This is a genomic window from Amycolatopsis sp. FBCC-B4732, from assembly GCF_023008405.1.
GTDB classification, from domain to species: Bacteria; Actinomycetota; Actinomycetes; order Mycobacteriales; family Pseudonocardiaceae; genus Amycolatopsis; species Amycolatopsis pretoriensis_A.
Window position 1 is genome coordinate 9,989,864 of the sequence record NZ_CP095376.1, and the last position, 22,416, is coordinate 10,012,279.

20 protein-coding genes are annotated in these 22,416 nt (G+C 71.5%); 9 read left to right on the forward strand and 11 right to left on the reverse strand.

Annotated elements, in window-relative coordinates:
• Positions 1–4 precede the first annotated feature (4 nt).
• A complete protein-coding gene (locus MUY14_RS45765; RefSeq protein WP_247025538.1) occupies positions 5–442 on the reverse strand; it encodes a hypothetical protein in 438 nt (145 codons plus the stop codon).
• 193 nt (positions 443–635) lie between these two features.
• Entirely contained in the window at positions 636–1,235 is a 600-nt protein-coding gene (locus MUY14_RS45770) for a TetR/AcrR family transcriptional regulator (protein ID WP_247019285.1), read from the reverse strand.
• Between the two features lie 72 nt (positions 1,236–1,307).
• Here MUY14_RS45770 and MUY14_RS45775 point away from each other — a divergent pair, with 72 nt between their 5' ends.
• Positions 1,308–2,765: an NAD(P)/FAD-dependent oxidoreductase gene (locus MUY14_RS45775; RefSeq protein WP_247019287.1), complete on the forward strand. Its 1,458-nt coding sequence runs from the start codon at positions 1,308–1,310 to the stop codon at positions 2,763–2,765.
• 58 nt (positions 2,766–2,823) lie between these two features.
• Here the strand turns inward: MUY14_RS45775 and MUY14_RS45780 are convergent, their stop codons facing one another.
• The 3 genes from MUY14_RS45780 to MUY14_RS45790 all read right to left on the reverse strand — a co-directional run bounded on the left by MUY14_RS45780 (position 2,824) and on the right by MUY14_RS45790 (position 7,445).
• Positions 2,824–3,294 carry a helix-turn-helix domain-containing protein gene (locus MUY14_RS45780; protein WP_247019289.1) on the reverse strand — a complete coding sequence of 157 codons (471 nt, stop codon included), beginning with the start codon at positions 3,292–3,294 and terminating at the stop codon, positions 2,824–2,826.
• 195 nt (positions 3,295–3,489) lie between these two features.
• Complete coding sequence (locus MUY14_RS45785; protein ID WP_247019290.1) at positions 3,490–5,151, reverse strand: LCP family protein; 1,662 nt, start codon at positions 5,149–5,151, stop codon at positions 3,490–3,492.
• 143 nt (positions 5,152–5,294) lie between these two features.
• On the reverse strand, positions 5,295–7,445 hold the full coding sequence (locus MUY14_RS45790; protein WP_247019292.1) for a phospholipase: 2,151 nt from the start codon (positions 7,443–7,445) through the stop codon (positions 5,295–5,297).
• Between the two features lie 166 nt (positions 7,446–7,611).
• On the opposite strand from MUY14_RS45790, the gene MUY14_RS45795 reads away from it, so the two are divergent.
• Positions 7,612–8,523, forward strand: a complete 912-nt coding sequence (locus tag MUY14_RS45795) for a hypothetical protein (protein WP_247019294.1) — start codon at positions 7,612–7,614, stop codon at positions 8,521–8,523.
• On the opposite strand, the gene MUY14_RS45800 is transcribed toward MUY14_RS45795, so the two are convergent.
• A complete protein-coding gene (locus MUY14_RS45800; protein WP_247019296.1) occupies positions 8,501–9,715 on the reverse strand; it encodes a diguanylate cyclase in 1,215 nt (404 codons plus the stop codon). The two genes, MUY14_RS45795 and MUY14_RS45800, sit on opposite strands and share 23 nt — an antisense overlap.
• A 546-nt stretch (positions 9,716–10,261) precedes the next feature.
• Complete coding sequence (locus MUY14_RS45805) at positions 10,262–11,476, reverse strand: MFS transporter (protein WP_281506235.1); 1,215 nt, start codon at positions 11,474–11,476, stop codon at positions 10,262–10,264.
• Positions 11,477–11,860: 384 nt separating this feature from the next.
• Between MUY14_RS45805 and MUY14_RS45810 the strand changes: the two genes are divergently transcribed.
• Positions 11,861–12,760, forward strand: a complete 900-nt coding sequence (locus tag MUY14_RS45810; protein ID WP_247019298.1) for an SDR family NAD(P)-dependent oxidoreductase — start codon at positions 11,861–11,863, stop codon at positions 12,758–12,760.
• A gap of 109 nt (positions 12,761–12,869) precedes the next feature.
• Here MUY14_RS45810 and MUY14_RS45815 read toward each other — a convergent pair whose 3' ends face one another.
• Positions 12,870–14,726: a long-chain fatty acid--CoA ligase gene (locus MUY14_RS45815; protein WP_247019300.1), complete on the reverse strand. Its 1,857-nt coding sequence runs from the start codon at positions 14,724–14,726 to the stop codon at positions 12,870–12,872.
• Positions 14,727–14,922: 196 nt separating this feature from the next.
• Between MUY14_RS45815 and MUY14_RS45820 the strand changes: the two genes are divergently transcribed.
• The 5 genes from MUY14_RS45820 (at position 14,923) to MUY14_RS45840 (ending at position 20,041) form a co-directional block, all read left to right on the forward strand.
• Positions 14,923–15,579, forward strand: coding sequence for a transcriptional regulator (locus MUY14_RS45820; RefSeq protein WP_247019302.1), 657 nt, complete (start codon positions 14,923–14,925; stop codon positions 15,577–15,579).
• Between the two features lie 587 nt (positions 15,580–16,166).
• Positions 16,167–18,671: an ATP-binding protein gene (locus MUY14_RS45825; protein ID WP_247019303.1), complete on the forward strand. Its 2,505-nt coding sequence runs from the start codon at positions 16,167–16,169 to the stop codon at positions 18,669–18,671.
• Positions 18,671–19,090, forward strand: coding sequence for a roadblock/LC7 domain-containing protein (locus MUY14_RS45830; protein WP_013229428.1), 420 nt, complete (start codon positions 18,671–18,673; stop codon positions 19,088–19,090). Before MUY14_RS45825 ends, MUY14_RS45830 begins: the two co-directional genes overlap by 1 nt.
• Complete coding sequence (locus tag MUY14_RS45835; RefSeq protein WP_155541361.1) at positions 19,087–19,458, forward strand: DUF742 domain-containing protein; 372 nt, start codon at positions 19,087–19,089, stop codon at positions 19,456–19,458. Before MUY14_RS45830 ends, MUY14_RS45835 begins: the two co-directional genes overlap by 4 nt.
• Entirely contained in the window at positions 19,439–20,041 is a 603-nt protein-coding gene (locus MUY14_RS45840; protein ID WP_247019304.1) for an ATP/GTP-binding protein, read from the forward strand. Before MUY14_RS45835 ends, MUY14_RS45840 begins: the two co-directional genes overlap by 20 nt.
• Positions 20,042–20,062: 21 nt before the next feature.
• On the opposite strand, the gene MUY14_RS45845 is transcribed toward MUY14_RS45840, so the two are convergent.
• Entirely contained in the window at positions 20,063–20,500 is a 438-nt protein-coding gene (locus MUY14_RS45845; RefSeq protein ID WP_247019305.1) for a DoxX family protein, read from the reverse strand.
• A 116-nt stretch (positions 20,501–20,616) separates the two neighbouring features.
• On the opposite strand from MUY14_RS45845, the gene MUY14_RS45850 reads away from it, so the two are divergent.
• Positions 20,617–21,084 carry an NUDIX domain-containing protein gene (locus tag MUY14_RS45850; RefSeq protein WP_247019306.1) on the forward strand — a complete coding sequence of 156 codons (468 nt, stop codon included), beginning with the start codon at positions 20,617–20,619 and terminating at the stop codon, positions 21,082–21,084.
• Here MUY14_RS45850 and MUY14_RS45855 read toward each other — a convergent pair.
• Together MUY14_RS45855 and MUY14_RS45860 are read right to left on the reverse strand one after the other, a co-directional pair.
• Positions 21,070–21,717, reverse strand: coding sequence for an HAD family hydrolase (locus MUY14_RS45855; protein WP_247019307.1), 648 nt, complete (start codon positions 21,715–21,717; stop codon positions 21,070–21,072). The genes MUY14_RS45850 and MUY14_RS45855 overlap by 15 nt on opposite strands.
• 28 nt (positions 21,718–21,745) lie before the next feature.
• Positions 21,746–22,264: an O-acetyl-ADP-ribose deacetylase gene (locus MUY14_RS45860; RefSeq protein WP_247019308.1), complete on the reverse strand. Its 519-nt coding sequence runs from the start codon at positions 22,262–22,264 to the stop codon at positions 21,746–21,748.
• Positions 22,265–22,416 lie beyond the last annotated feature (152 nt).

A 22,416-nucleotide genomic window follows, 5' to 3' on the forward strand; every position in this document is an offset into this window, starting at 1 on the left:
CGGCTCAGGCCTGGTTGGCCGGCGCCTTGCTCTCCGTGGCGGGCGCCGGCTCGGCCGGGGCCTTGCGGTCCTCGACCGCCTTCGGGAGCTGCTTGCTCGGGGGCAGCTGCGGCTTCTTGTCCGCGACCTCCGGGACCTGCGCGGCCTCCGTGGTCTGCTGCTTCGGCACGCTGCCCGGCGGCGGGACCTCGAGCGGCGGGAGCTTCGGGAGCGTCAGCCGCGCGGTCATGTACGCGCTCGTGAAGTCCAGCGCGCTGCCGTTGAGCAGGTGCACCACCGTTGCCTTGCCGTCGACCGCGAGCTCCTCGACCAGCTGGTCGGCCCGGTCGCGGGCCGCGATGATGCCGGGTGCCCGCGCGGTCAGCTCCTTGCCCTGGCCGCTGACCGTGATCGTCCAGTCGGCGTCCTCTTGGACGTACGTCGCCGTGATCGCTTCCACCATCTGCCTCACGCCCCTCTCCATGCCTTCACAACCGTGACGCGGTCGCCGCGATTCCATGACGCGGTACCGCGCCCCCTCTCGGCCGTGAAGGTCCAGCACACTTTCTACCGTGTCTTCAGTACCGTAGAGCAACTCTGTGTCACAGGACACGACAGCAGTGAGTAACGACCGAATGGCCTAATGCACTTGCAGGCTACCGTGCACGGTGCTGCAGGCCGCTCCACAGCACGTCCATAGCGTATTCGGTGGCCGTCTCGGGGTTCACCTCATCGTGTTTCTCGCACCAGATCGCGAGCCGTTCGCACGCCCCGACCACGAATTCCGCGGCCGCTTCGGCCCGCAGGTCGTCGCCGCTGTCGAAGTAGCCGCTCATCAACGCGGCGATTAGGTCGGTCTGCTGGCGGCGGGTCTCCTCGACCTCGTCCGCGGCCGGCGTGCCGATCAGCGCCATTTCGTGGCGCAGCAGCGACCACGCCTGGCGCCGCTCGCGGATGAAGACGAAGAAGGCGAGCAGGCCGCGGCGCAGCGCGTCCTCGGCCGTCGCCGCGCCGACCGTCGCCTGCTCGGTGACCTCGCGCAGGATCGACCGCGACTCGCGGATGCAGGCCAGCAGCAGGCCTTCCTTCGAGTTGAAGTACTCGTAGAGCATCGGCTTCGAGACGCCCACCAGTTCGGCGATCTCGTCCATCGACGCCGCCGCGTAGCCGCGTGCCGCGAAAACCTCTTCGGCGACCTCGACCATCTGCCGCATCCGCTCGGCCCGGGGCATGCGCTTGCGCTTCGCGGTCGTCATGGGCAACACTCTACCGGCAGTAACCTACTCTGAGTAAGATGGACGACGAGTAACAGGCAACGGGAGGGCGCCATGGGCAACCGCACGGAAACCGGGGTCGTCATCGTCGGGACCGGCTTCTCCGGTCTCGGCATGGCGATCCAGCTGCGCAAGGAGGGGCGCGACGACTTCGTCATCCTCGAAAAGGCGCAGGACGTCGGCGGCACCTGGCGCGACAACAGCTACCCGGGGTGCGCCTGCGACATCCCGTCGCACATGTACTCGTTCTCCTTCGAGCAGAACCCGGGCTGGTCGCGGGCCTACTCGCCGCAGCCGGAGATCTGGCGCTACATGCGCGAGGTCGCCGACAAGTACGACCTGCGCCGCTTCGTCCGGTTCGGCCAGGAGATGACCGGCGCCCGCTGGGACGCCGAGGGCAACCGCTGGCACGTCGCCACGAGGGGCGGCGACGAGTTCGTGGGGAACGCCCTGGTCGCCGGGGTCGGCGCGCTGCACCTGCCGATGGTCCCGGACCTGCCGGGCATCGAGAAGTTCGCGGGCCCGGCCTACCACTCCGCGCAGTGGCGCCACGACGTCGACCTCGAGGGCAAGAAGGTCGCCGTGATCGGCACCGGCGCCAGCGCGGTCCAGTTCGTGCCGAAGATCGCGCCCGAGGTGGCCGAGCTGACGCTGTTCCAGCGGACGCCGCCGTGGATCATGCCCAAGGCCGACCACGAGATGTCCGGGCGCACCCGCGCGCTGTTCAGGGCGTTCCCGCCGGCTCAGCGCGCCTACCGGAACCTGCTCTACTGGCTGCTCGAAGCGCGCGCGATCGGCTTCAACGGCCAGTCGTGGGTCATGAAGCTGGGCCAGCGCCTGGCCAAGCGGAACATCGACCGTGCGATCAGCGACCCGACCTTACGCCGTAAGGTCACGCCGGACTACACCATGGGCTGCAAGCGCGTGCTCATCTCCAACGAGTACTACCCGGCGCTGGCGCGAGACAACGTCGACGTCGTCACCGACGGCGTGCGGGAGGTGCGCGAACGCAGCGTCGTCGACGCGGCGGGGGTCGAGCACGAGGCCGACGTCATCATCTACGGCACCGGCTTCCACGTCACCGACGCCTTCGACGACCTGGAGATCGTCGGCCGCGACGGGCGCAACCTCGGCAAGGAGTGGGCGACCGAGGGGATGCGGACGCACCTCGGGATCACCGTCGCCGGCTTCCCGAACCTGTTCTTCCTGCTCGGCCCGAACACCGGGCTCGGGCACAACTCGGTCGTGTTCATGATCGAGGCCCAGATCTCCTACGTCGCGGAGGCGCTGCGGCTGGCCCGGGGCCGGGCGATCGAGCCGAAGCCCGAGGTGCAGGAGCGGTTCAACACCGACATCCAGCGCAAGCTCGCGAAGGGCATCTGGACGCGCGGCGGCTGCAAGAGCTGGTACCTCGACGCCAAGGGCGTCAACCGCACCATCTGGCCGGGCTTCACCTGGCGCTACTGGCTGGACACCCGGAAGGTGCGGCGCGAAGACTTCCTGGTCGGCTGAGGGGCGTGGGTGTTCAGGGCGGTTCTGACCGCCCTGAACACCCACGACCGGGCTGGGACTAGCGGGAGACGTAGCGGCGGAGGCCGGCGATCAGCTCGACGGTCGGCAGCTCGCAGAGCTCGGCCATGCGCTCCAGCGCGGGCAGGTCGAGCGCCACCTCGGCGGCGCCGTGCTCGCCCGACTGGCGCAGCCGGTCCTCGGCCCAGCGGCGCAGGGGGAGCAGTTCGGGGGACTCATCCGCGACGACCTTGCGCAGGTCGACGCGGACCCGGCCGGGCTCGTCGACGAACACCCGGCGGTGCACCTTCGCCAGCAGGTCCTGGGGCAGCTCGTCCATCGCGACGCACAGCTCGACCAGGCGCACGACGGAGCACTGTCTCGTGCCCAGTTCGTAGGTGGCCAGCGTCTGCAGCGAAATCTCGCTCTGCAGGTGCTGGTTGAGCTCCTTGCGCGTCCAGCCCCGGCTGCGCCGGAGCTTCCGGAGCTCGTCCCCGAGTATCCGCTGGTACTCCTCGCCGTCGATCAGCACATCAATTTCCCCTGCCGTGCGCTCCCGCGGCACCCGTACGGTTGTGACAACTTTCCCGTGCAGGTGCACCCTCACGTGTATGTAAGTGCGCAGGAGCCCGACCCTTACGCGAATTCGCGCATGTCTTTGATACCGATTGCGCGAGTTAGGCCGAACGGGTTAACGCCGGCTCGCTCACCGGCGCATTCCCGGGGGTCAGTTGACGCAGGGAACGCCCTCGGCCGTGATCGGCTTCTCCGCGTCGGCGGGCGGCGCGGCGGCCTGGGACGGCGCGCTCGAGGAAGCACCGGCACCGGCGCCCGAGTTCGCGTCGGAGGTGGCGCCCTGGAAGTCGGCGCCGAGGAAGACCAGCACGTGACCGGCCTGGACGCTCTTGTCCTCCTGGATCGTCGGCGAGCCGCCCAGGGCGTCTGCGACGGCCTGGCCCTTGTCCTTGCCGCCCTTCGGCACCCAGATGACCGTCGTCTTGCGCGAGGTCGCGTTCGCCGTGTCGCCGGAGGTGAAGCCCTTGCCTTCGAGGGTCTTGGCGACGCTCGCGGCCAGGCCGGTCTTGCCGGAGGCGTTGCGGACGTCGACCGTGGTCGCCTTGTTGGCGGGGTCGGCCTGCGGCGCGGGCGGCTGCGACGTCTGACCGGGCTGCGGTCCGGCGAGGCTCTGCACGAACTGCTTGACCTCGGTGGGGTCGACCTGGATGGCGACGCCGTCCTCGGGGGTCCGGTACTCGACGTTCTTCACCGGGATGGTCCGGAACTCGAGCTGGCCGCCGGTCAGGCCCTTCATCTGCTGGGCGAACCCGAAGATGTCCCAGTTCTGGTTGAGCACGACCGACTTCTTGATGGCGTCGATCAGGTCGTTGAGCTTGCCGGGGTTGGTCAGCGTGCCCGCCGAGAGCACCTTGCGGGCCATGCCGGCCATGAACACCTGCTGCCGGACGACCCGGTCGAGGTCGCCGTTGGGCAGGCCGTGGCGCTGGCGGACGAACTCGAGCGCCTCGACGCCGGAGATCGTGTGCTGGCCCTTGCTGAAGTTCGCCCCGGAGTACTGGTCCTTGACGTTGTCGTTCAGGCAGACGTCGACGCCGCCGATGGCCTTGGTGATGTCGCTGAAGCCGAGCAGGTTGACCGCGGCGTAGTTGTCGATGGTCGACCCGGTGAGCTTCTCGATCGTCTGGATCAGCTCCTTCGCCCCGGCCTGGTTGGCCTTGACGTCGAGCTCCTTCGGGTCGGTGACGCCCTGCTTCTGCAGGTCCTTGCGGGCCGCGAGCATCGCGCGGGCGTACGCCGAGTTGATCTTGTGCTTGCCGTAGCCGGGGATGTCGACGTAGGAGTCGCGCGGCAGGGACATCGCGACGGCCTTGCTGCCGTCGTTCGGGATGTGCACGAAGATGAGCGAGTCGGTGTTGAGCTCGCCGTCGGACTCGCCGGCGCGCAGCTCGTCGAGCACCTCGCGCGGCAGGGGGTTGCCCTGGGCGTCGGTGCGGCTGTCCAGGCCGACCAGCAGGATGTCGCGGGCGCCGTCGGCCGGCTTGTCGCCGCCGGCGTCGTCGCTGATCACGTTCGCGTAGTTCAGCCCGTTGACCAGGCCCTGCATGGCCGCCCACGCGTACCCGGTCAGGCCCATCACCAGCAGCGAGACGACGGCCAGCGCGATCTTCGCGCCGCGGAAGGAGTTGCGGCGGCCCCGCGCGACCGGGCGCGGCCGGGGGCGGCGCTGCGCGGGAGCGGGACGGCGGGCGTCCACGGGCTCGCGGCGGGGCGCCGGGCGGCGGGACGGCGGTGGGGTGCGCCGGCCCGGCTCGTCCTGCCAGGGCCGGGCGGGGCGGCGGTCGCCTTGCCCGTTCCGCGGCGGGTGATCCACGCGGGCGACTCCTCACTGCTTCGATCGGTGGTCCTGGGGTTGGGACGCATGGTGCCTGCCCCGGGTTGCCGTAGCGTTACACATCCCCCCACGAATGTGTCATGCACCACCCAGTTTCCCGCAGGACCGGCGCTTTCGCCTGGTCACGAAGCCGCCCCCGCCGGACGTCTGGCCGGCAGCAGCGTGCCGGCCGCGGCGAGCAGGGCGAACGCCGCCGTCACGACGTGCAGGGTGACGCCGAGGAAGCCGGGCGTGCCGCCGTCCGCGGCGAACAGCAGTGAGGGCGCGCAGGCCAGCGCCGTGGCCAGCCAGGTGCCGGTCGCCGCGCCCGCGCCGATCCGGATCGTGTGCAGCAGGAAGACCCCGAGCAGCAGGTGCACCAGGCTCTGGATCGGGTCGAGCCGCAGGCCGAGCAGGTCGGCGTCGGCGGCCACCCCGCCGAACCGGGTCAGCGCGAAGCCGAACACGCCGAGCATCGCGTAGCCGATGCCGAGCACGGCCGCGGCCCGCGTGAGCACCGCCGTCCGGCGGCCGGGGAGCTCGGCCGCGCGAGGTGCCCGTGCACCGTGGCTGTGCCGCTCGAACCACCAGAAGACCACGGTCGCGGGCACCGCGAGCAGCCCGACCGCGACCAGCGTCCGCGGCCGGATCAGCCAGCTCAGGCCGTCGGCGATCCGCCCCGGCAGGTAGACGACGGCGACGAGCAGCAGCATCGCGGCGAGGAACGCCAGGTAGAGGCTCATCGGCGCGCGCAGGACGAACCGGCAGGCGGTGGCGACGCCGGGACGGCGGCCGAGGCGCGCCAGCGGGCCGGCGAGGAGCCCGAGCAGGCCCAGCTGGACCAGGCCGAGCAGCAGCACGCCCCACGGCGGCGCCGACAACGCCGCCGGGGCGCCCGGGCTGCCGAGCAGGACAGGTGGCCCGCCCCGCAGGACGCTCGCCACGACGAGGCCCGCTACCCCGCTCGCGGTGGCCACGGCGAGCAGCCGTCGTGCCGGGCGTACGCCGTCGGCGTGGGCGAAGGCGAGCTGCTGGGCGAGGAGCGCGAGGGCGAACGTCGCCGCGTAGCGGGGCAGCGGCGAACCCGCGGCGTCCGCGAGCACCTCGCCGCCGACGACCAGCGCGAGCAGGACGGCGGCCGCGCTCACCGGCGCCCGGCGGTGCAGGGCCAGCAGCGCGGGCGCGCAGACGATCGTCAGCAGGTAGACCCCGAGCAGCCAGAGCGGGTGCAGCGCGATCCGCATGACCGTGGCCGTCGTGCCGGCCGGGATGCCGAGCAGTTCGAGCGCGAGCGGCGTCAGCAGCGCGACGACGGCGAAGATCAGCGCCGGGCGGAGCAGCGGGCTGGCGCGTTCGGCCAGGAAGTGGCGGTAGCCGCCGCCGGCTTCCTGCTCGGCGCGCCAGCCGGCGGCGTTGGCGTGGCCGCCGGCGAAGAAGATCAGCGGGGTGAGCTGGGTGAGCCAGGTGAGCGGCCACCACGCCGTCTCGGCGGCGCCCGCCCAGTGCGCGAGCGCCGTCACGGACTCGCCGAGGAGCAGCAGGACGACCCCGCCGGCGCCGAGCAGCGCCCACCGGCTGACGTCGGCGGGGGTGGCGGGGGCCGGCCGCCGTGGTTCGCGGCGGGTCCGCAGCCAGCCGCGCAGCCGGAACACCAGCAGGCAGGCGATCACGAGCACGCCGGCGACCATCGGCCCGATCGGGTCGCCGACCGGCGGGCCCCAGCGCTGGTGCCACGAGTTGACGACCAGGCCCGCCGAGTAGAACGACGCGACCACCCGGCAGGTGAGCGCGGAGTTCATCGGGTTGAGGTCGCAGGCGTGGTGCATGTCGTAGGAGAGTCGGTCGTCGAGCGCCGCCCGGACCTCCGGGCCGAGCGGGTGGCCCTTGCGGTCGGCGTAGCGCAGCAGGTCGTAGCCGAGATCGTGCGCCTTGCACGGCACGGCGTAGTCCCACTTGGTGTTGTCGTCGCCCCACGGCGTCGAGCAGCCGCCGTCGACGTGGACCGCGCGGACGGTCCCGTCGCGCGCCGGCAGCGCGCCCGGGGTGACGCCGCTGAGCGCGGTGAAGTCCTTCGGCAGCAGCGCGAGCGCGTCGGGGTGCGGGCCGGGGTGCACGAGCGCCTCGACGGCGTTCTGCGCGGCGAGCACGTCCCCGGTCGGCGGCCCCTGGTCGGGCGGCGACGGCGGGCGCGAGGCGATCAGCCCGAACGCGAAGACGACCAGCAGCACCAGCAGCAGCCACCCGGACGTCGACCAGGGTCGGCGACGACGAGGCGGCTCGGGCTCGGCTGGCATGGGTCCAGGGTGCCAGCCCGGGGGTGGGCCCGACATGGGGACAACCCCAGTGTCGCGGCGCGGGTTTCCCCTAAGCTGCCCGATCGGCCGCCCGATCTCCTCTTCCCCGCGCGCACCCGGGTCGGTGACGCTGTCCCCGGGGGCGCGGTGACCAGGAGGGCGTGCGGTGAGCTCGACCGATCCCGGAGTACCGGTGGAGAACGCGGTCCGCGCCTTGCGCCGGCTGGCCCCCGGCGCGCTGGTGCGCCGGCCGCGGAGCCCGGAGCTGCGCGCGCTGGCGCGGGCGTTGCGGTCGCTCGCACCGCGCGAGCTGGCCCGGACGTGCCCGGACGCGGTGGCGCGGGTGGTGCTGGCCGGGCAGCTCGATGCGCTCGGCCGGGCGATGACGGGGTGGTACGGCTCGGCGGGCCCGGAGGCGGCTCGGCTGGTGCGGGCGGCGCGGTACAGCCGGCGGTTCGGGCGGGCCGGGCCGCTGCGGGAGCGGTTGCGGGCCGAGCCGGGCCTGCGCACGGCGGCGTTGGGGTGGGCCGAAGCGAGCGGCTGCCGGTTGTTGGTGGACGAGCTGCTGGGAGCGCCGCTGGTCCCGGGGGTGGAGGACGGACGGCGGGCGGCGGAGCTGGTGGTGGCTGCTGTGCTGCCGCAGGTGGAGCTGGGTGACCTGGGGCCAGGCGGCCCGGTGCCGGGCAGAGTGGCCGGCGGCGGTGACCGGGCCGGTGCCGGGCTCGAAGTTCGGGCGCTGCACCTCGGTGAACTCGGCTTCCGCGTCGACATCGAGGCCGATCCCCCCGTCGACCTCGCTCGCGACGACGGCGGCCTGACCCTGCGCGCCCTCTGGTGGAACGGGCTCGGCCGCGTCGCCGACGACCTCGGCCACGAGTACCTCCTGCTCGCCAAGGACCCGGCCGGGACCGGAATTGTCCGGCACTGGTGTCACCCGCGGCCCGCGGCCGGGGCGCGGGTGCTGCGGCTCGAGTCCGGCGGCTACCGCGGTGAGCTGCTGCGGCTCGATCCCTCCGCCGCCCGGACCTGCGCCGACGTCCTCGTCAAGCTCGAGCTCACGGTGCGGCTGGCGGCGTGAGCGTGTCCGGCGCGAAGCAGACCTGGTCGCGGCCGTTCTCCTTGGCCAGGTAGACCGCCGCGTCCGCGGACTGGAGGAGGCGCTCCAGGGTGTCGCCGTGGCGGGGGTGGCGGGCCACGCCGATCGAAGTGGTCCGGTCCGCGATCGTCGCCGGGTCGCCGCGCTTGTCCGTGGTCACGATGTGCAACTTGGCAATCGCGACGCGTATCCGTTCGGCCGCGTCCCAGGTGGCTTCTTCGTCGATGTCCGGGAGCAGAATGAGGAATTCCTCACCGCCGAAACGGCCGACCAAGTCGCTCGGTCTCGTCACTTCGTCCAGCGTTTGCGCAACGGTGCGGAGCACGTCGTCGCCCGCCGGATGTCCATAGGTGTCGTTAATCCACTTGAAGTGGTCGAGATCGACCATCAGGAGCGCCAGCTGATCACTCGATCGAGCGGTCCGTTCCAGTGCCCGCTCCGCCGACTCCGACCAGCCGCGCATGTTGAGAATGCCCGTTTTCGGGTCGGTCCGGACGTCGTTCTGGAGCTGGTCGAGTTCCGCGAGCCGATTGAAGACCACGGTGGCGACCGCCATCACCACGACCATCGGCGGGACGACGGCGAGCAGAATCGCGGTCACCGCGCCGAGGCCGACGGTGATCGCTTCGAGCATGTTGTCGGCCGGGCTGCCCAGGACGTTACGCAGGGTCGGCTCGGAGGACATGCCGAGCGCGAGTGCCCCGCCGACGTAGACGATCTGGATCGCCTCGTAGATCGCGGCGGTGACGACGATGGCGCCGAACTCGGCGAGGAAGTCGTCCCAGCCGGTGCCCAGGAAATGGGGGCCGAGCGCGGTGTAGGTGAGGTGCGCGAGCACCGCCGCGAGACCGTGCGTGATCGACGAGAAAATGAAGTTGTGTGCCGGGCGGCGGGCGATGAACCAGTGCTGGAGCCGGACGACGAAGATGACGAGCAACGTCAGCGGAACCGGGAGGATCATCGCCGCGGAAAAAGTCCACACGGCGGTGAGGTCGATCAGCACCGTCTTTTTGCGGTTGCGGCGCCGTTCTTCCTGCCGCTGGGTCAGCTGAATGTGCACCGTCGCGCCTGCCGCGAGGATTCCGAAATTCAGCCAATCGCGGGAAACGAGCGCCTGTGAATAGGCGAGCGAAACCGCGAGAACGGCGATGGCCAATCCCTCGCTGCCCAGCATGAACGCGATGACGCGGGGACGTCGCCGCCAGAGCGCCCAGTTCCGCGGCGAGTGCGGGTGGTCGCGTCGGACCGTCCCGGGTGGACCACCGGGCGTGGTCGGCTGGTCCGGCTGTTCGTGCGGCGACGTCGGCCGCGGCCGGTCGCCGCCGGCCGGTTCGCCGCCGCCGGTCGCGGCGTCGTCTGGTCCGGGATGCAATTGGTCACCTCCTTTCCAGCCTACTTCGGGTGTTGAGTAATCTCATCGGTACCTGCCAGAGTGTTCACACATTCCGTCGGCGGGTACCATCCCACTGCAACGGAACTGCCGAGTCCTCGGTGGAACTGCCGGGAACGCGGACCAAAAGCATCTTCAGGCTCCCCACACGGAGGTGGCACCGTTGACCAACCGCGATCTCTGATGCGCCGTCGAATTGTCCTCCCCGATTACCCAGAGAGGTGGCGACCATGCGCAACCGCGACCTGTGACCGCCTGAATACCATTCATGATCTTGACCGCACGGAGAGGTGGCTCCCGATGGCCAACCGTGACCTCTGAACCCCCGGCTCATGACGGCCGCGGTTCCCGTTCGGCACCGCCGACCCGGCGCCAGGCGAACCCGACCGGCACGGCCAGCAGCAGTCCCACCGCACCGGCGAGCGCGATCGTCGCGTTCGCGGAGCCGAGCCACTGGGCGACCAGCCCGCCGATGCCGACGCCCACACCCTGGGCGACGCGCAGCCCGGTCCGGTACAGCCCGCCGGCGCTGCCCCGGATGTCGTTGGGCACCCACGTGATGAACGTGGCGGACACCGTGATGACGTACGCGCCGGTCGCACCGGCCAGCGCGAGCAGGACCAGCGCGAGCGCCAGGTTCGGGTGCAGCGCGAACGCCGCGAGCGCGGCCAGCGGCAACGCGGCCAGCACACCCAGCAGCTTGCGGCGGTGCTCGGTGGAGACGAACCGCGACAGCAGGAACGTCCCGAGCACGAACCCCAGCGGATCGGCGGCCAGCAGCCAGCCGACCGCCTGGTCACCCGCGCCCAGCTGCGCGGCGAGCGGCGCGGCGAGACCCTCCGGGATCACCGCCAGGCCGACCAGCCAGGACAGGTAGAGCAGCACCCGCAGCCGTTCGTCGCCGAAAACCTGCCTCACGGCGCCGAACCACGGGGCGTTCCCGTTCCCCGCGGCCGGGCGCCGCAGCATCATCAGCCGCACCACGGCGGCGGCGACCAGGAACGTCAGCGCGTCGATCGCCAGCGCCCACGACGTCCCGATGCCGGTGACCAGCAGCCCGCCCGCGGCGAGGCCGGCCAGCATGGCCGTGTTGTTCGTGATCCCGCGCAGGTCCTGGCTCTGCAGGTAGACGTCGTCGTCGGCGAAGATCTCCCGGCCGAGCGCGTTCTGCGCCGCGTTGCACGGCGCGTTCGCCAGCCGCGCGAAGACGAACAGGACGAACAGCCAGGCCATCGGCATCCCGGGCACGGCCATCAGCCCGATCAGCACGGCCTGCGCGAGCGAGCCGGTCGCCAGCACCGCCCGGCGGGGGAACCGGTCGGCGAGCTGGGAGAGGCCGAGCCCGCCGGCGAGCGCGGGCAGGAACGTCAGTGAGTAGACGACGGCCGACAGCAGCGGCGAGCCGGTCCGGTCGAAGATCAGGATGGCGAGGGCGACGATGGTCAGCTGGTCGCCGAGCATCGACTGGGTTTCGGCGAACCACAGCGCGCGGAACTCGCGGTTGGCCAGGACGGCCCGCAGCCGCGGCGTCGCGCGCGTCGTCACCTCGTAACCACCGTCCCCCGATCGAGTGAATATGGACCGTCCGCATTGTGCCTCGCCAGTGACGACCCCGTCCGGGGGAGTCACCGCTGACCTCCCGGAAGCACGAACAGTATGGCGCCGATTACGCGCCGATGTCCTCGGAACGGGCGGCACTCACCCCGTCGAGGGGCGATCGGGTCACACACCCGAAGAGGCGGCGGACGGTGGCTGTGACCGGCCCGCGGGTACCTCCGGACTGATCGAACCGGATTCGCTCGGCGCAGGGCGGCCGCCGCTCGTCGTCGGGGCGCTGCCCCGCTGGGCCGGATGGGCCAAGACTGGACCCAGAGCCGGCCGGGGTGGACGGGACGCGCGCCGCCGGCGCCGCAGAGCGGGGAGTGGACGATGGACGGGTTGATGCAGGGCAAGGCGGTCGTGGTGACCGGCGCCGGGCGGGGCCTCGGCGAGGCGTTCGCGGTGCACGTGGCCCGCGCGGGCGGCGCGGTGGTGGTCAACGACGTCGACGCCGAGCTCGCCGAGCGCACGGCGGAGAACATCCGGACGCACGGCGGCCGGGCCGTCGCCAGCGGGCACAGCGTGGCCGACGCGGGGCAGGCCCAGGAGATCGTCGACCTCTGCGTCAAGGAGTTCGGCGGGATCGACGGGCTGGTCAACAACGCCGGGCTGAACTACGAGGCCCTGCCCTGGGAGGACGACGCCGAGCAGGCGCGCGAGCTCGTCGCCGTCAACGTCATGGGCGTGGTGAACACCGGGCTGGCCGCGATCAAGGCGATGGTCGGCGCGGGCACCGGCGGCTCGATCGTCAACATCTCGTCGGGCGCCTCGCTCGGGCAGCGCAAGCTCGGCGTGTACGCGGCGAGCAAGGGCGCGGTCGCGTCGCTGACCTACTCCTGGGCGCTCGACCTCGAGGAGCACGACATCCGCGTGAACGCCGTCTGCCCGCTCGCGCACACGCGCATGGTGTGGAAGTCCGAGCGCTCCCTGCGCGCGTGCCCACCGGACCGCACGCCGGCGCGGATCGCCCCGGTCGTGCTGTTCCTGCTCGGCGCCGGCTCGCACGGCATCACCGGCCAGATGATCCGGTGCAACGGCCCGCAGCTGCACGTCATGGGCCAGCCGTTCCTCAAGCAGCCGATCCTCGAGCGGCCGGTCTGGGACACCGAGACCGTGCAGAAGGCGTTCGACGAGGTGTTCTCCGCCCACTTGGAGAACTACGGCCTGGAGAAGCGCGTGCCGCCGAGGCTGCGCAAGTGGACGGAGTCGACCTCACCCCGCACCGCCTGACGCGCCGGGGCTCGCACTTTCACGTGAAAGTGCCGACCTGGGGCTCGCACTTTCACGTGAAAGTGCGAGCCCTGGGGGCGGAGCTTTCGTAGGGAAAGTGCGGGGGTGGTCAGGCGCCGGCGGCCGGCTCCGGGTCGCGGGTTGCCGCGTACAGGGCCTCGATGTTCGTCGAGTAGCGGTCGTTGATGACCCGGCGCTTGAGCTTGAGCGTCGGGGTCAGCTCGCCCGACTCGGGCGTCCACGCCTTCGGGAGCACGTGGTAGCGCTTGATCTGCTCGATCCGCGCCAGCCGGCTGTTCGCCGACTCGACCGCGCGCTCCAGTTCCGCGCGGACCGCCGGGTGCGAAGCCAGCTCCTCCGGCGTCGCCTCGACGCCGTTCGCCGCGGCCCAGCCGGGGGCGATTTCGTCGTCGAGGACGATCAGGGCCGTCACGTACGGGCGGTCGTCGCCGATCGCGACCGCCTGGCCGATCAGCGGGTGCTCCTTGAGGAGGCCCTCGATCCGCGTCGGCGCGATGTTCTTGCCGCTCGAGGTGATGATCAGTTCCTTCTTGCGGTCGGTGATCGTCACGAAGCCGTCTTCGTCGATCGTGCCGATGTCGCCGGTCGCGTACCAGCCGTCCGCGTCGGTGGCGTCGGCGATCGTACCGTCCTCCTGCAGGTAGCCGAGGAAGACGATCGGGCCGCGGACCAGCAGTTCGCCGTCGTCGGCGACCTTCACCTCGACGCCGTCGAGCGGCTTGCCCACCGAACCCGCGCGGAAGTCCGTGCTCGAGTTCGACGTCGCCGCGCCGGTGGTTTCCGACAGGCCCCAGACCTCGCAGATCTCGACGCCGAGGCCGGCCAGGAAGTAGATGATCTCCACCGGCAGGGCGGCCGCGCCGCTCGAGGCGACCAGGAGCTTGTCGAGGCCGAGCAGGCCGCGGACCGGCGCCAGCGCGGCTTCGTCGGTCTGGCGGATCTTCTCGGCGAGTTCGGCCGGTACCTCCTGGCCGGCGCTGCGCAGCTTGTAGCCCTGCTGCAGCAGCTCGTTCGCCTGCAGCAGCGCCGTGCGCCGGTCTTCGGGGACGCTGCCGAGCATGTTCTTGAGGCCGGCGACCATCTTCTCCCACACGCGCGGGACGCCGAAGAAGCTCTGCGGGTGCACCTGGCCGAGCGCGCCGGCGACCGCGGTCGGGTCGGCGAGGGTGTGCACGTGGCCGGCCCACACGATCGGCAGGTACACCGACAGCTCGCGCTCGGCGATGTGCGCGAGCGGCAGGTACGCGATGTTCGTCGCGTGCATCGGCGGGTGGTGCAGCTCGGTGACCGCGTACGCCTGGTGGATCGCGTTGCGGTGCGAGAGCACGACGCCCTTCGGGTCGCCGGTGGTGCCCGAGGTGTAGATCATCGACAGCGGGTCGTCCGGCTTGATGTCCTGCCACGACCGCTCGAACGCCTCGGGGTCGGCGGCAAGCGCTTCCCGGCCCCAGCTCCGGAGGTCGGCGAGGGAGACGAACCGGCCGTCGCCTTCGGGGATCGCGGTTTCGTCCATCACGACGATGCGGCGCAGCGCCGGGAGGTCGTCGAGCACCGGGCGCCAGCGCGCCAGCTCGGTCTCGCCGCCGAGCACGACGACCGGGGCCGCGCTGTGCCGCGCGACGAACCGGATCTGGTCCGGGCTGAGCGTGGCGTAGGCGGTGCACGGGATCGAGGACAGGTGCGTCGCGGCGAGGTCGGCGATGATGTGGTCGGGACAGCCGGGCGCCATGATCAGCATGCGGTCACCCGCGGCGAGCCCGAGCCCGGCGAGGCCGCGGGACACCTCCGCGATCGCCGTGCGGAATTCCAGCCAGCTCAGCGTCGGCCGGCCTTCGAGGTCGAGCGAAGTGATCGCCGGCAGGTCCGGGTAGTCGACCGCGTTGCGGTGCAACAGCCGCGGGATCGTCTGGCCTTCGGTCTGCTCGGCGACGGACGGGGTGGTCAACGCTGGCCTCCTCGGTGCTCCGGATGGCCACACTGTAGGGGCTCCCGGCCGAGGTGGATAGAGAATCGCGGCCAGGTCAACCGTCGCCGTCGAACCGGACATCCCGGTCAGCCGCCCACCACCGTCCACTGTGTACACGGGCGCCCGCGCGCCGGCCGCGCTTCAATGGAGGTACCACGGACTCCAGGGGGAAGCGATGACGCGGTCGGCTCGTGAGCTGCTTGACCGGATCCAGGCCGAACTCGCGCCGCGCGACGGCGACAACCGGCTGGTCCCGCTGATCACCGCCGGCCGGGCGCCGCGCGAGGTGTTCGCCGCGCTCGCCGCCGAAGAAAAGCTGATCACCGCCAGCGACTGGCGGAGTTTCCACGCGCTCGCCGCCCGCGCCGACGAGCCGAACGCGCGCGCCTTCTTCGGTGGTCTGGCGCCGGGGGAGCAGCAGGCGAACGGGATGCTGGACGCGTTGCTCGCGGCCACTGGCCCGGACCACGGGAAGGAACTGCCGCGCGCGGGCTGCCAGGCGTACCCGGCGTACGTGGCGTGGCTCGCGCTGAACGGCGAGTCGGCGGCCGCCGTGGCCGGGATCTTCGCGAACTTCGCCGCCTTCGGCCGGTACTGCCGGGACGTCGCCGCCGCGATGCGCGCGCACTACGGCTTCACCGCCACCGAGTGCGCGTTCTTCGACTTTTTCGCTGCGGACGTCCCCGAAATCGAAGAACAAGCGCTCGCGGCCGTCCAGGCCGGCCTCGACGCGCGGCGGCTCGACAGGGCCGAGGCGCATCGCTACGCGCGGCTCTTCCAGAGTTACGAACTGCTCTTCTGGAACACCCTCGCCGACGAGTTCCCGGCCTGACCGCCCGCGGAACCGGTACCGGCGCCACGGGCCGTGTCCGCGCGAGCGCGCATGCGGAATGGCGGGAATTCCGGTGTGCGGTCCGGGGAATCCGTGGCGGTCTTCGCGAATGCCGCGCATTTCCGCTTTACGGAAGCCGTCCGGCCCGGACGAAGTGGCGGCGGACGGCCGGCTTCGCGAACCCGTGACGTTTCTCACCGAACCATCCGGCGCTGTCGTACGTAGCGGACCCGCGGCGGGACGGCGGGCGGACCGCAACCGGTACCAGCGTGCATCCCTGCGGTGAAACGGAAGTCGACCTGGGACGAACGTCACGACTTTCGGTGGTGGACTTTCCAAGAGCAGGCAGCAAGTGTGGACGGGTCACCGTGCCAAGATCACGTTCGCGCCACGGACTTGACGCGCCCTGAGCGGCTGCATACCGTCGTCGCGGGCGAAGCAGACCACGGTGATGTTGATCCGGCTGGTCGGAATCCGGGTGTTGACCGCCTCGGGCGACCCGAAACCATGTACTGCCGGAAGGAAAACGGACCCAGGTGAAGCAGATTTCTCTTCGACGCAACCGGGGATCCTCGATTCGGAAGCGCGTGCTCACGATCGCGCTCATCCCCAGTGTGGCCTTGTTGCTGGTCGGCGTGGCCCTCGCGGGCTACCTCATCTACGACGCGGTGACCGCACGCGACTACACCACGCGCATCCGGAATTCGGAAGCTCCGGCGATCCCGTTCTTCGCCGCGCTCCAGCAGGAGCGCCAGGCGACGCTGAGCCTCCTCGCCGGCCAGGGCAACCAGCGGGCCGTGCTCGCGGCCGTCCGCCCGAAGGTCGACTCGACCGCCGCGAAGGAGATCGAGAACCTCCGGGACAACTTCGCGGACTACGACGACACCCCGCCGAGCGTCCAGAAGAACATCGCCACGTTCTTCGGGGTCTTCCAGCAGCTGCCGCAGACGCGTCAGGCGGTCGACAGCGGCCAGATCCAGATCAGCCAGGCGTTCGCCTTCTACAACAGGATGCTCGACCAGTTCACCGACGGCGTCGCCGGGCTGGCGCAGAAGGCCCGCGGCGCGCAGAACGCGTTCGACCGGCTGACCGCCATCCCGCTGTTCACCGCGGCCGACGCGATGCAGCGCAGTGACGCGCTCGCCGCCGCCGGGCTCGCCGCGGGCGGGCTGACGAACGACGACTTCCGCGCCTACGTCGGCCAGGTCGGCGCCTACCACGCCCAGCTCGACGCCTCGGCGCCGAAGATGATCCCCGAGGTCAAGGCCAAGTACGACCAGCTGCTGGCCAGCCAGCCGTGGCAGACCGTGACCCAGGTGGAAACCGCTTTCCTGCGTGGTGACCTGACGAAGCTGCCGGTCGCGCAGGACCAGTGGCGCACCGCCGCCCGCCAGGTCGGCGACGCGCTGATGGGCATCTTCGTCGCGCAGAGCTCGAACGCGAGCCAGGCCGCCATCGAGGACGCCGACTCGACGTTCACCGAGTCGCTGATCGCCGGTGTGATCGCCGTCCTGTTCGCGGTCTTCGTGGTCTTCGTCGCCGTCCGGCTGTCGAACCGGCTCATCGGCCGGCTGCACCGGCTGCGCGAGGACACCCTCGACGCGGCGGAGGTCCGGCTGCCCGAGCTGGTCGCCCGGGTCCAGGCGGGCGAGCCCGTCGACCTGGAAGAGGGCGGGCACTTCCTCGACCACGGCACCGACGAGATCGGCCAGGTCGCCGACGCGTTCAACAAGGCGCAGCAGACCGCCATCGCGGCCGCCATCGACGAGGCGAAGATCAAGGAGGGCACCAAGGCGGTGTTCCTCAACATCGCCCACCGCAGCCAGGTCATCGTGCACCGCCAGCTCAAGGTGCTCGACCAGGCCGAGCGCAAGCAGGAGGACCCGGAGCAGCTGGACACCCTGTTCCAGCTGGACCACCTCTCCACCCGCGCCCGCCGCAACGCCGAGAACCTGATCATCCTCGGCGGCGGGCAGCCGGGCCGGCAGTGGCGCAACCCGGTCGGGCTGGCCGAGCTGGTCCGCGGCGCGTCCGCCGAGACCGAGGACTTCGCGCGGGTCAAGACGGCGGCGCTGCCGCAGATCGCCATCCGCGGCCCGGTCGTCGGCGACCTCGTGCACCTGCTCGCCGAGCTGATCGACAACGCGACGTCGTTCTCGCCGCCGCAGTCGCGGGTCGAGATCCGCGGCAACGTGGTCGGCAAGGGCGTCGTGATCGAGGTCGAGGACCAGGGCCTCGGGCTCGAGCCGGACCAGACCGAAGAGATCAACACGATGCTGGCCAGCCCGCCGGACTTCGGCATCATGGCGCTGTCCGACGAGCCGCGCCTCGGCCTGTTCGTGGTCGCGCGGCTGGCCGCCCGCCACGGCATCCAGGTGCACCTGCGCGAGTCCGCTTACGGCGGCACCCGGGCCATCGTCCTGGTGCGCACCGACCTGCTGGCCCCGCTCGCCGAGTCCGAGCCGGAGCAGCCGATCACCCCGCCGAAGCCGGAGCTCGTCCCGAACCCGGTCGAGCCGGAGCAGGGCAACGACGAGGTCGCGCCGCTCAAGCGCCCGCAGCGCCGCCCGGCCCGGCACCGCACCGAACCGCCCATGCCGACCCAGCCGGCGCCGGTCTCGCCGCCGCCGTCCGCGCCGACCCCGGTGGCGGCGCCGCCCGCGCCGCCGTCCGCGCCGACGCCGGTCCCGGTCGCTTCCGTCCCGGAGCCGGTGAGCCAGCCGACCCAGGCGCAGCCGGTGGCCCCGCTCCGCCCGCCGTCCCCGCCGAACCGGACCTCGCGCCCGGCCCGCCCGGCCGCGCAGCAGCCGGCGTGGCCGCCGCAGGAACCGCGCCCCGCGGTGCCCGAAGGACGGCCGCAGCAGCCGCGCCGCCCGGAGGCGCCCGGCCGCCCGCCGCTGCCCCAACGGCGACGCCAGCAGAGCCTCGTGCCGCAGTTGCGGGAAGATAAGCCCGCACAGGAACGCGAAGAGGTGCGGCTGGACTCCCCGGAGGCCGCCCGCAGCAGGCTGTCCGCGTTCCAGCAGGGCACCCGCCGGGCCCGTGACGAAGAGTTTCCCGAGAACGACGACACGTACGGAGAGCGCGAGTAATGGTCAACTCAGGCGCCCACGAGCTCGACTGGCTGCTCGACGACCTCGTAAAACGGGTCGCCGGGGCGGACCGGGCGGTGGTCCTGTCCTCGGACGGCCTGCTCATCGGGCGATCGGGAAACCTCTCCGAGGAGGACGCCGAACACCTGTCCGCGGTGGCTTCGGCGTTCCAGAGCCTCGCGCGCGGGACCGGACGGCACTTCGGCGGCGGCAACGTCCGGCAGACGATGGTCGAGATGGACCACGCGTTCCTCTTCGTGACCGCGGCCGGGCGGGGTGCCTGCCTGGCCCTGCTCGCGCGTGAAGACGCGGACATGGGCCTCGTCGCGTACGAGATGAACCTGATGGTGAAGCGCGTCGGCCAGGTGCTCACCTCGGCCCCGCGGACCGGTGCCGGCGTCCTGCCCACGTCGCCATGAGCGGACGGCACGAAGCCTGGTTCGACGACGAGGCCGGCCCCCTGGTCCGGTCGTACGCGGTCACGGGCGGCCGCACGCGGTCGGACACGCTCGGGCTCGACCTCATCACGCTCGTCGTCGCCCTGCGTACCGCGCACGAAGCGGGCATGCTCGAACCGGAGTACGCGCGGATCATCGCCCTGTGCCAGCGGCCGGTCTCGGTGGCCGAGGTGGCCGCCCGGGTCGACCTCCCGCTGCCCGTGGTCAAGGTGATGCTCAGCGACCTCATCGAGCAGAACCTGGTGCTGTTCCGTACCGCGGCACCGGCTCAGGAATCCCCCAACCGACACGTATTGCAGGCGGTCCTTGATGGCATCCGGAAACTCTGACCCCCGGCGGAACCTGACCGCGACCGCGGTCAAGGTACTCATCGCCGGCGGGTTCGGGGTCGGCAAGACCACGATGGTCGGCTCGGTGAGCGAAGTGCCGCCACTGCGGACCGAGGAGGTCATCACCACCGCCTCCGAAGGCGTCGACGACCTGTCGGGCGTCGAGCAGAAGACCACGACGACGGTCGCGCTCGACTTCGGCCGCATCACGATCAACCCGGACCTGATCCTGTACCTGTTCGGTACGCCGGGGCAGGACCGGTTCTGGTTCATGTGGGACGAGCTGGCCGAGGGCGCGCTCGGCGCCGTCGTCCTGGCCGACACCCGCAGGCTGGACAGCTGCTTCGCGGCCGTGGACTTCTTCGAGCGCCGCAACCTGCCGTTCGTCGTCGGCGTGAACTGCTTCGACGGCGCGTACCGCTACGGCACCGAGGAGGTCCGGCAGGCGCTCGACGTCGGCATGGACGTCCCGCTGCTGCTGTGCGACGCCCGGGACCGGGAGTCGACCAAGCAGGTGCTGACCAGCCTGATGGAACACGTGATGGCGCGGTCCGATCTGGCAGCCGCCCAGGGTGGCTACTGACCGGACCGCGCTCTCGCGGCGTCAGCGACGGCGCTTGACGAGCGTGTCCACGGCGAAGCGGCCCGGGCCGATCGCGGCGAACAGCAGGAAGACCCATGCGTAGACCGCGGCCGGCTCGCCCATGTTCTGCAGCGGCAGCAGGCCCATCGGGGCGTGCACGGTGAAGTAGGCGTAGGCCATCACGCCGGAGAGCAGGATCGCAGCGGGCCTGCTGGCGAGCCCGACGAGGAGCAGCAGCGCGCCGGCGAGCTCGAAGACGCTGCCCCACCAGCCGGGGAACGAGCCGAACGGGACGCCGCCGCCCTGGCCGTCGACGCCACCGAAGAAGCCGAATCCCTGCAAGCCGTGGAAGCCGAACAGGAACGAGATCACGATCCGGCTCGCGCCGATGACGATGCCGGTGACCTGCGTCTTCGGGGTGGCGGTGGACTGGGTCTCGCGGGCGATGGTGGTGGTCATTTCGGGGTTCCTTCCCTGGGTTGCTTCCGTGCCTTCTGCCTACGCGTCGAGCGGGTCACCACCGGATCGACAACCCCGGCGGATTTTTTTTCCGGGGGTTTCGGCAGACTGGGCCGATGGCGGGCAAACGCAGTGCCGGGCTCCTGCTCCACCGCGGGCGGGGCGAGGCCGTCGAAGTGCTCCTCGGGCACATGGGCGGGCCGTTCTGGGCGAAGAAGGACGCGGCGGCGTGGTCGCTGCCGAAGGGCGAGCTGGAGCCGGACGAAGAGCCGGAGGCCGCGGCGCGGCGTGAGTTCGCCGAAGAGCTGGGCCTCCCGGCCCCGGACGGCGAGTACGTCCCGCTGGGCGAGGTGAAGCAGTCGGGCGGCAAGGTCGTCACGGCGTGGGCGGTGGCCGGCGACCTCGACCCGGCGCTGGTGGTGCCGGGGACGTTCACCATGGAGTGGCCGCCGCGCTCGGGTCGTCAGCAGGAGTTCCCCGAGGTGGACCGGGTCGAGTGGTTCTCGCTGGCGGCGGCGCGCGAGAAGCTGCTGAAGGGCCAGCTGCCGTTCCTGGACCGGCTGCTGGAGCTAGTGCGCGAGTAGGGCGTCCAGCGGTTTGGCGGTGAAGGACGGCAGCACGACGTCGGCCTGCCCGAAGTCGAGGCTCTCGGTGATGGCGTTCGGCACGGCGACGCAGGTCAGCCCGGCGGCCTTGGCGGCGGTGACGCCGTGCGGGGTGTCCTCGAAGGCGATGGTCTGCGCCGCGGTCGTTCCGAGGGCGTCCAGCGCGGCGAGGTAGAGGTCGGGATCGGGCTTGGCCTTGTGCCGGTCCCCGGTGAGGACGGCGTCGAAGTGGTGGGCGATGCCGAGCCGGTCGAGGTGCGGGTTGACCCAGCCCCCGGACGAGCTGGAGGCGACGGCGAGCTTGAGGCCCCTTTCGTGCGCGGCCGCGAGGTAGGTCTCGACGCCTTCGCGGGCGCCGAGGGTCTCGAGGAGCTCGTAGACCCGGGCCTTGGTCCGGGGGCGCAGCGCGTCGACGTCGATGCCGGGCACGTGCTCGGCGAGCAGCGCGAACATGGCGGGCGTGGTGTGCTGGGTCCCGATGACGGCGTACCAGGCTTCCAGGGGGAGCTCGGTGCCGTGCTCGAGGAAGACCTCCTGCCACGCCTGGAGAACGGCGGACTCGGTGTCGGCGAGCGTGCCGTCGAAGTCGAAGACCAGGGCGCGGGTGGGCACGGGTGAACCCTGCCCGGTCGGTGATCGTTCAGGCAAGGGGGTTGTGACGAGCCTCGAAGGCCCGCATCGCCTGTTCGCCGCGGAGGGCGAAGACGACCTCCTCGATCCCGCCGGGGTCGGCCTGGCTGACGGTGGCGAGCGCGATCTCGGCGGCCGAGTCGAGGGGCCAGCGGTAGCTGCCCGTGGAGATGGCCGGGAAGGCGACGGTCCTGGCGCCCAGCTCCTTCGCGACTTCCAGGGCGTTGCGGTGGCAGTCGGCGAGCAGCCCGGACCGGTCTTCGGTGGCCGACCAGACGGGACCGACGGTGTGCACGACCCACTCGGCCGGCAGGTTCCCCGCGGTGGTGGCGACGGCTTGGCCGGTCTTGAGCCCTTTCCCGTAGTGCCCGGCCCGCAGCTCCCGGCACGCGGCGAGGATCTCGGGGCCGCCCTTGCGGTGGATGGCCCCGTCGACCCCGCCCCCGCCGAGCAGCGAGGAGTTGGCGGCGTTGACGACGACGTCCACCTCGAGGGTGGTGATGTCGGCGTCCAGGATCCGGATGCGCATGGGGTGGATCCTCCCGGACAGAATGGGTTCGTGCTGCTGAATTCCATCGCCGAGCTGGCCACTGAGGAGTACCCCGGCGAGTTGCCCTTCGGCGCGGAGTCGCGGCAGAACACGTGGCCCCTCGGCGGCCCTCGGCCGGCGGTCCGGTGCGC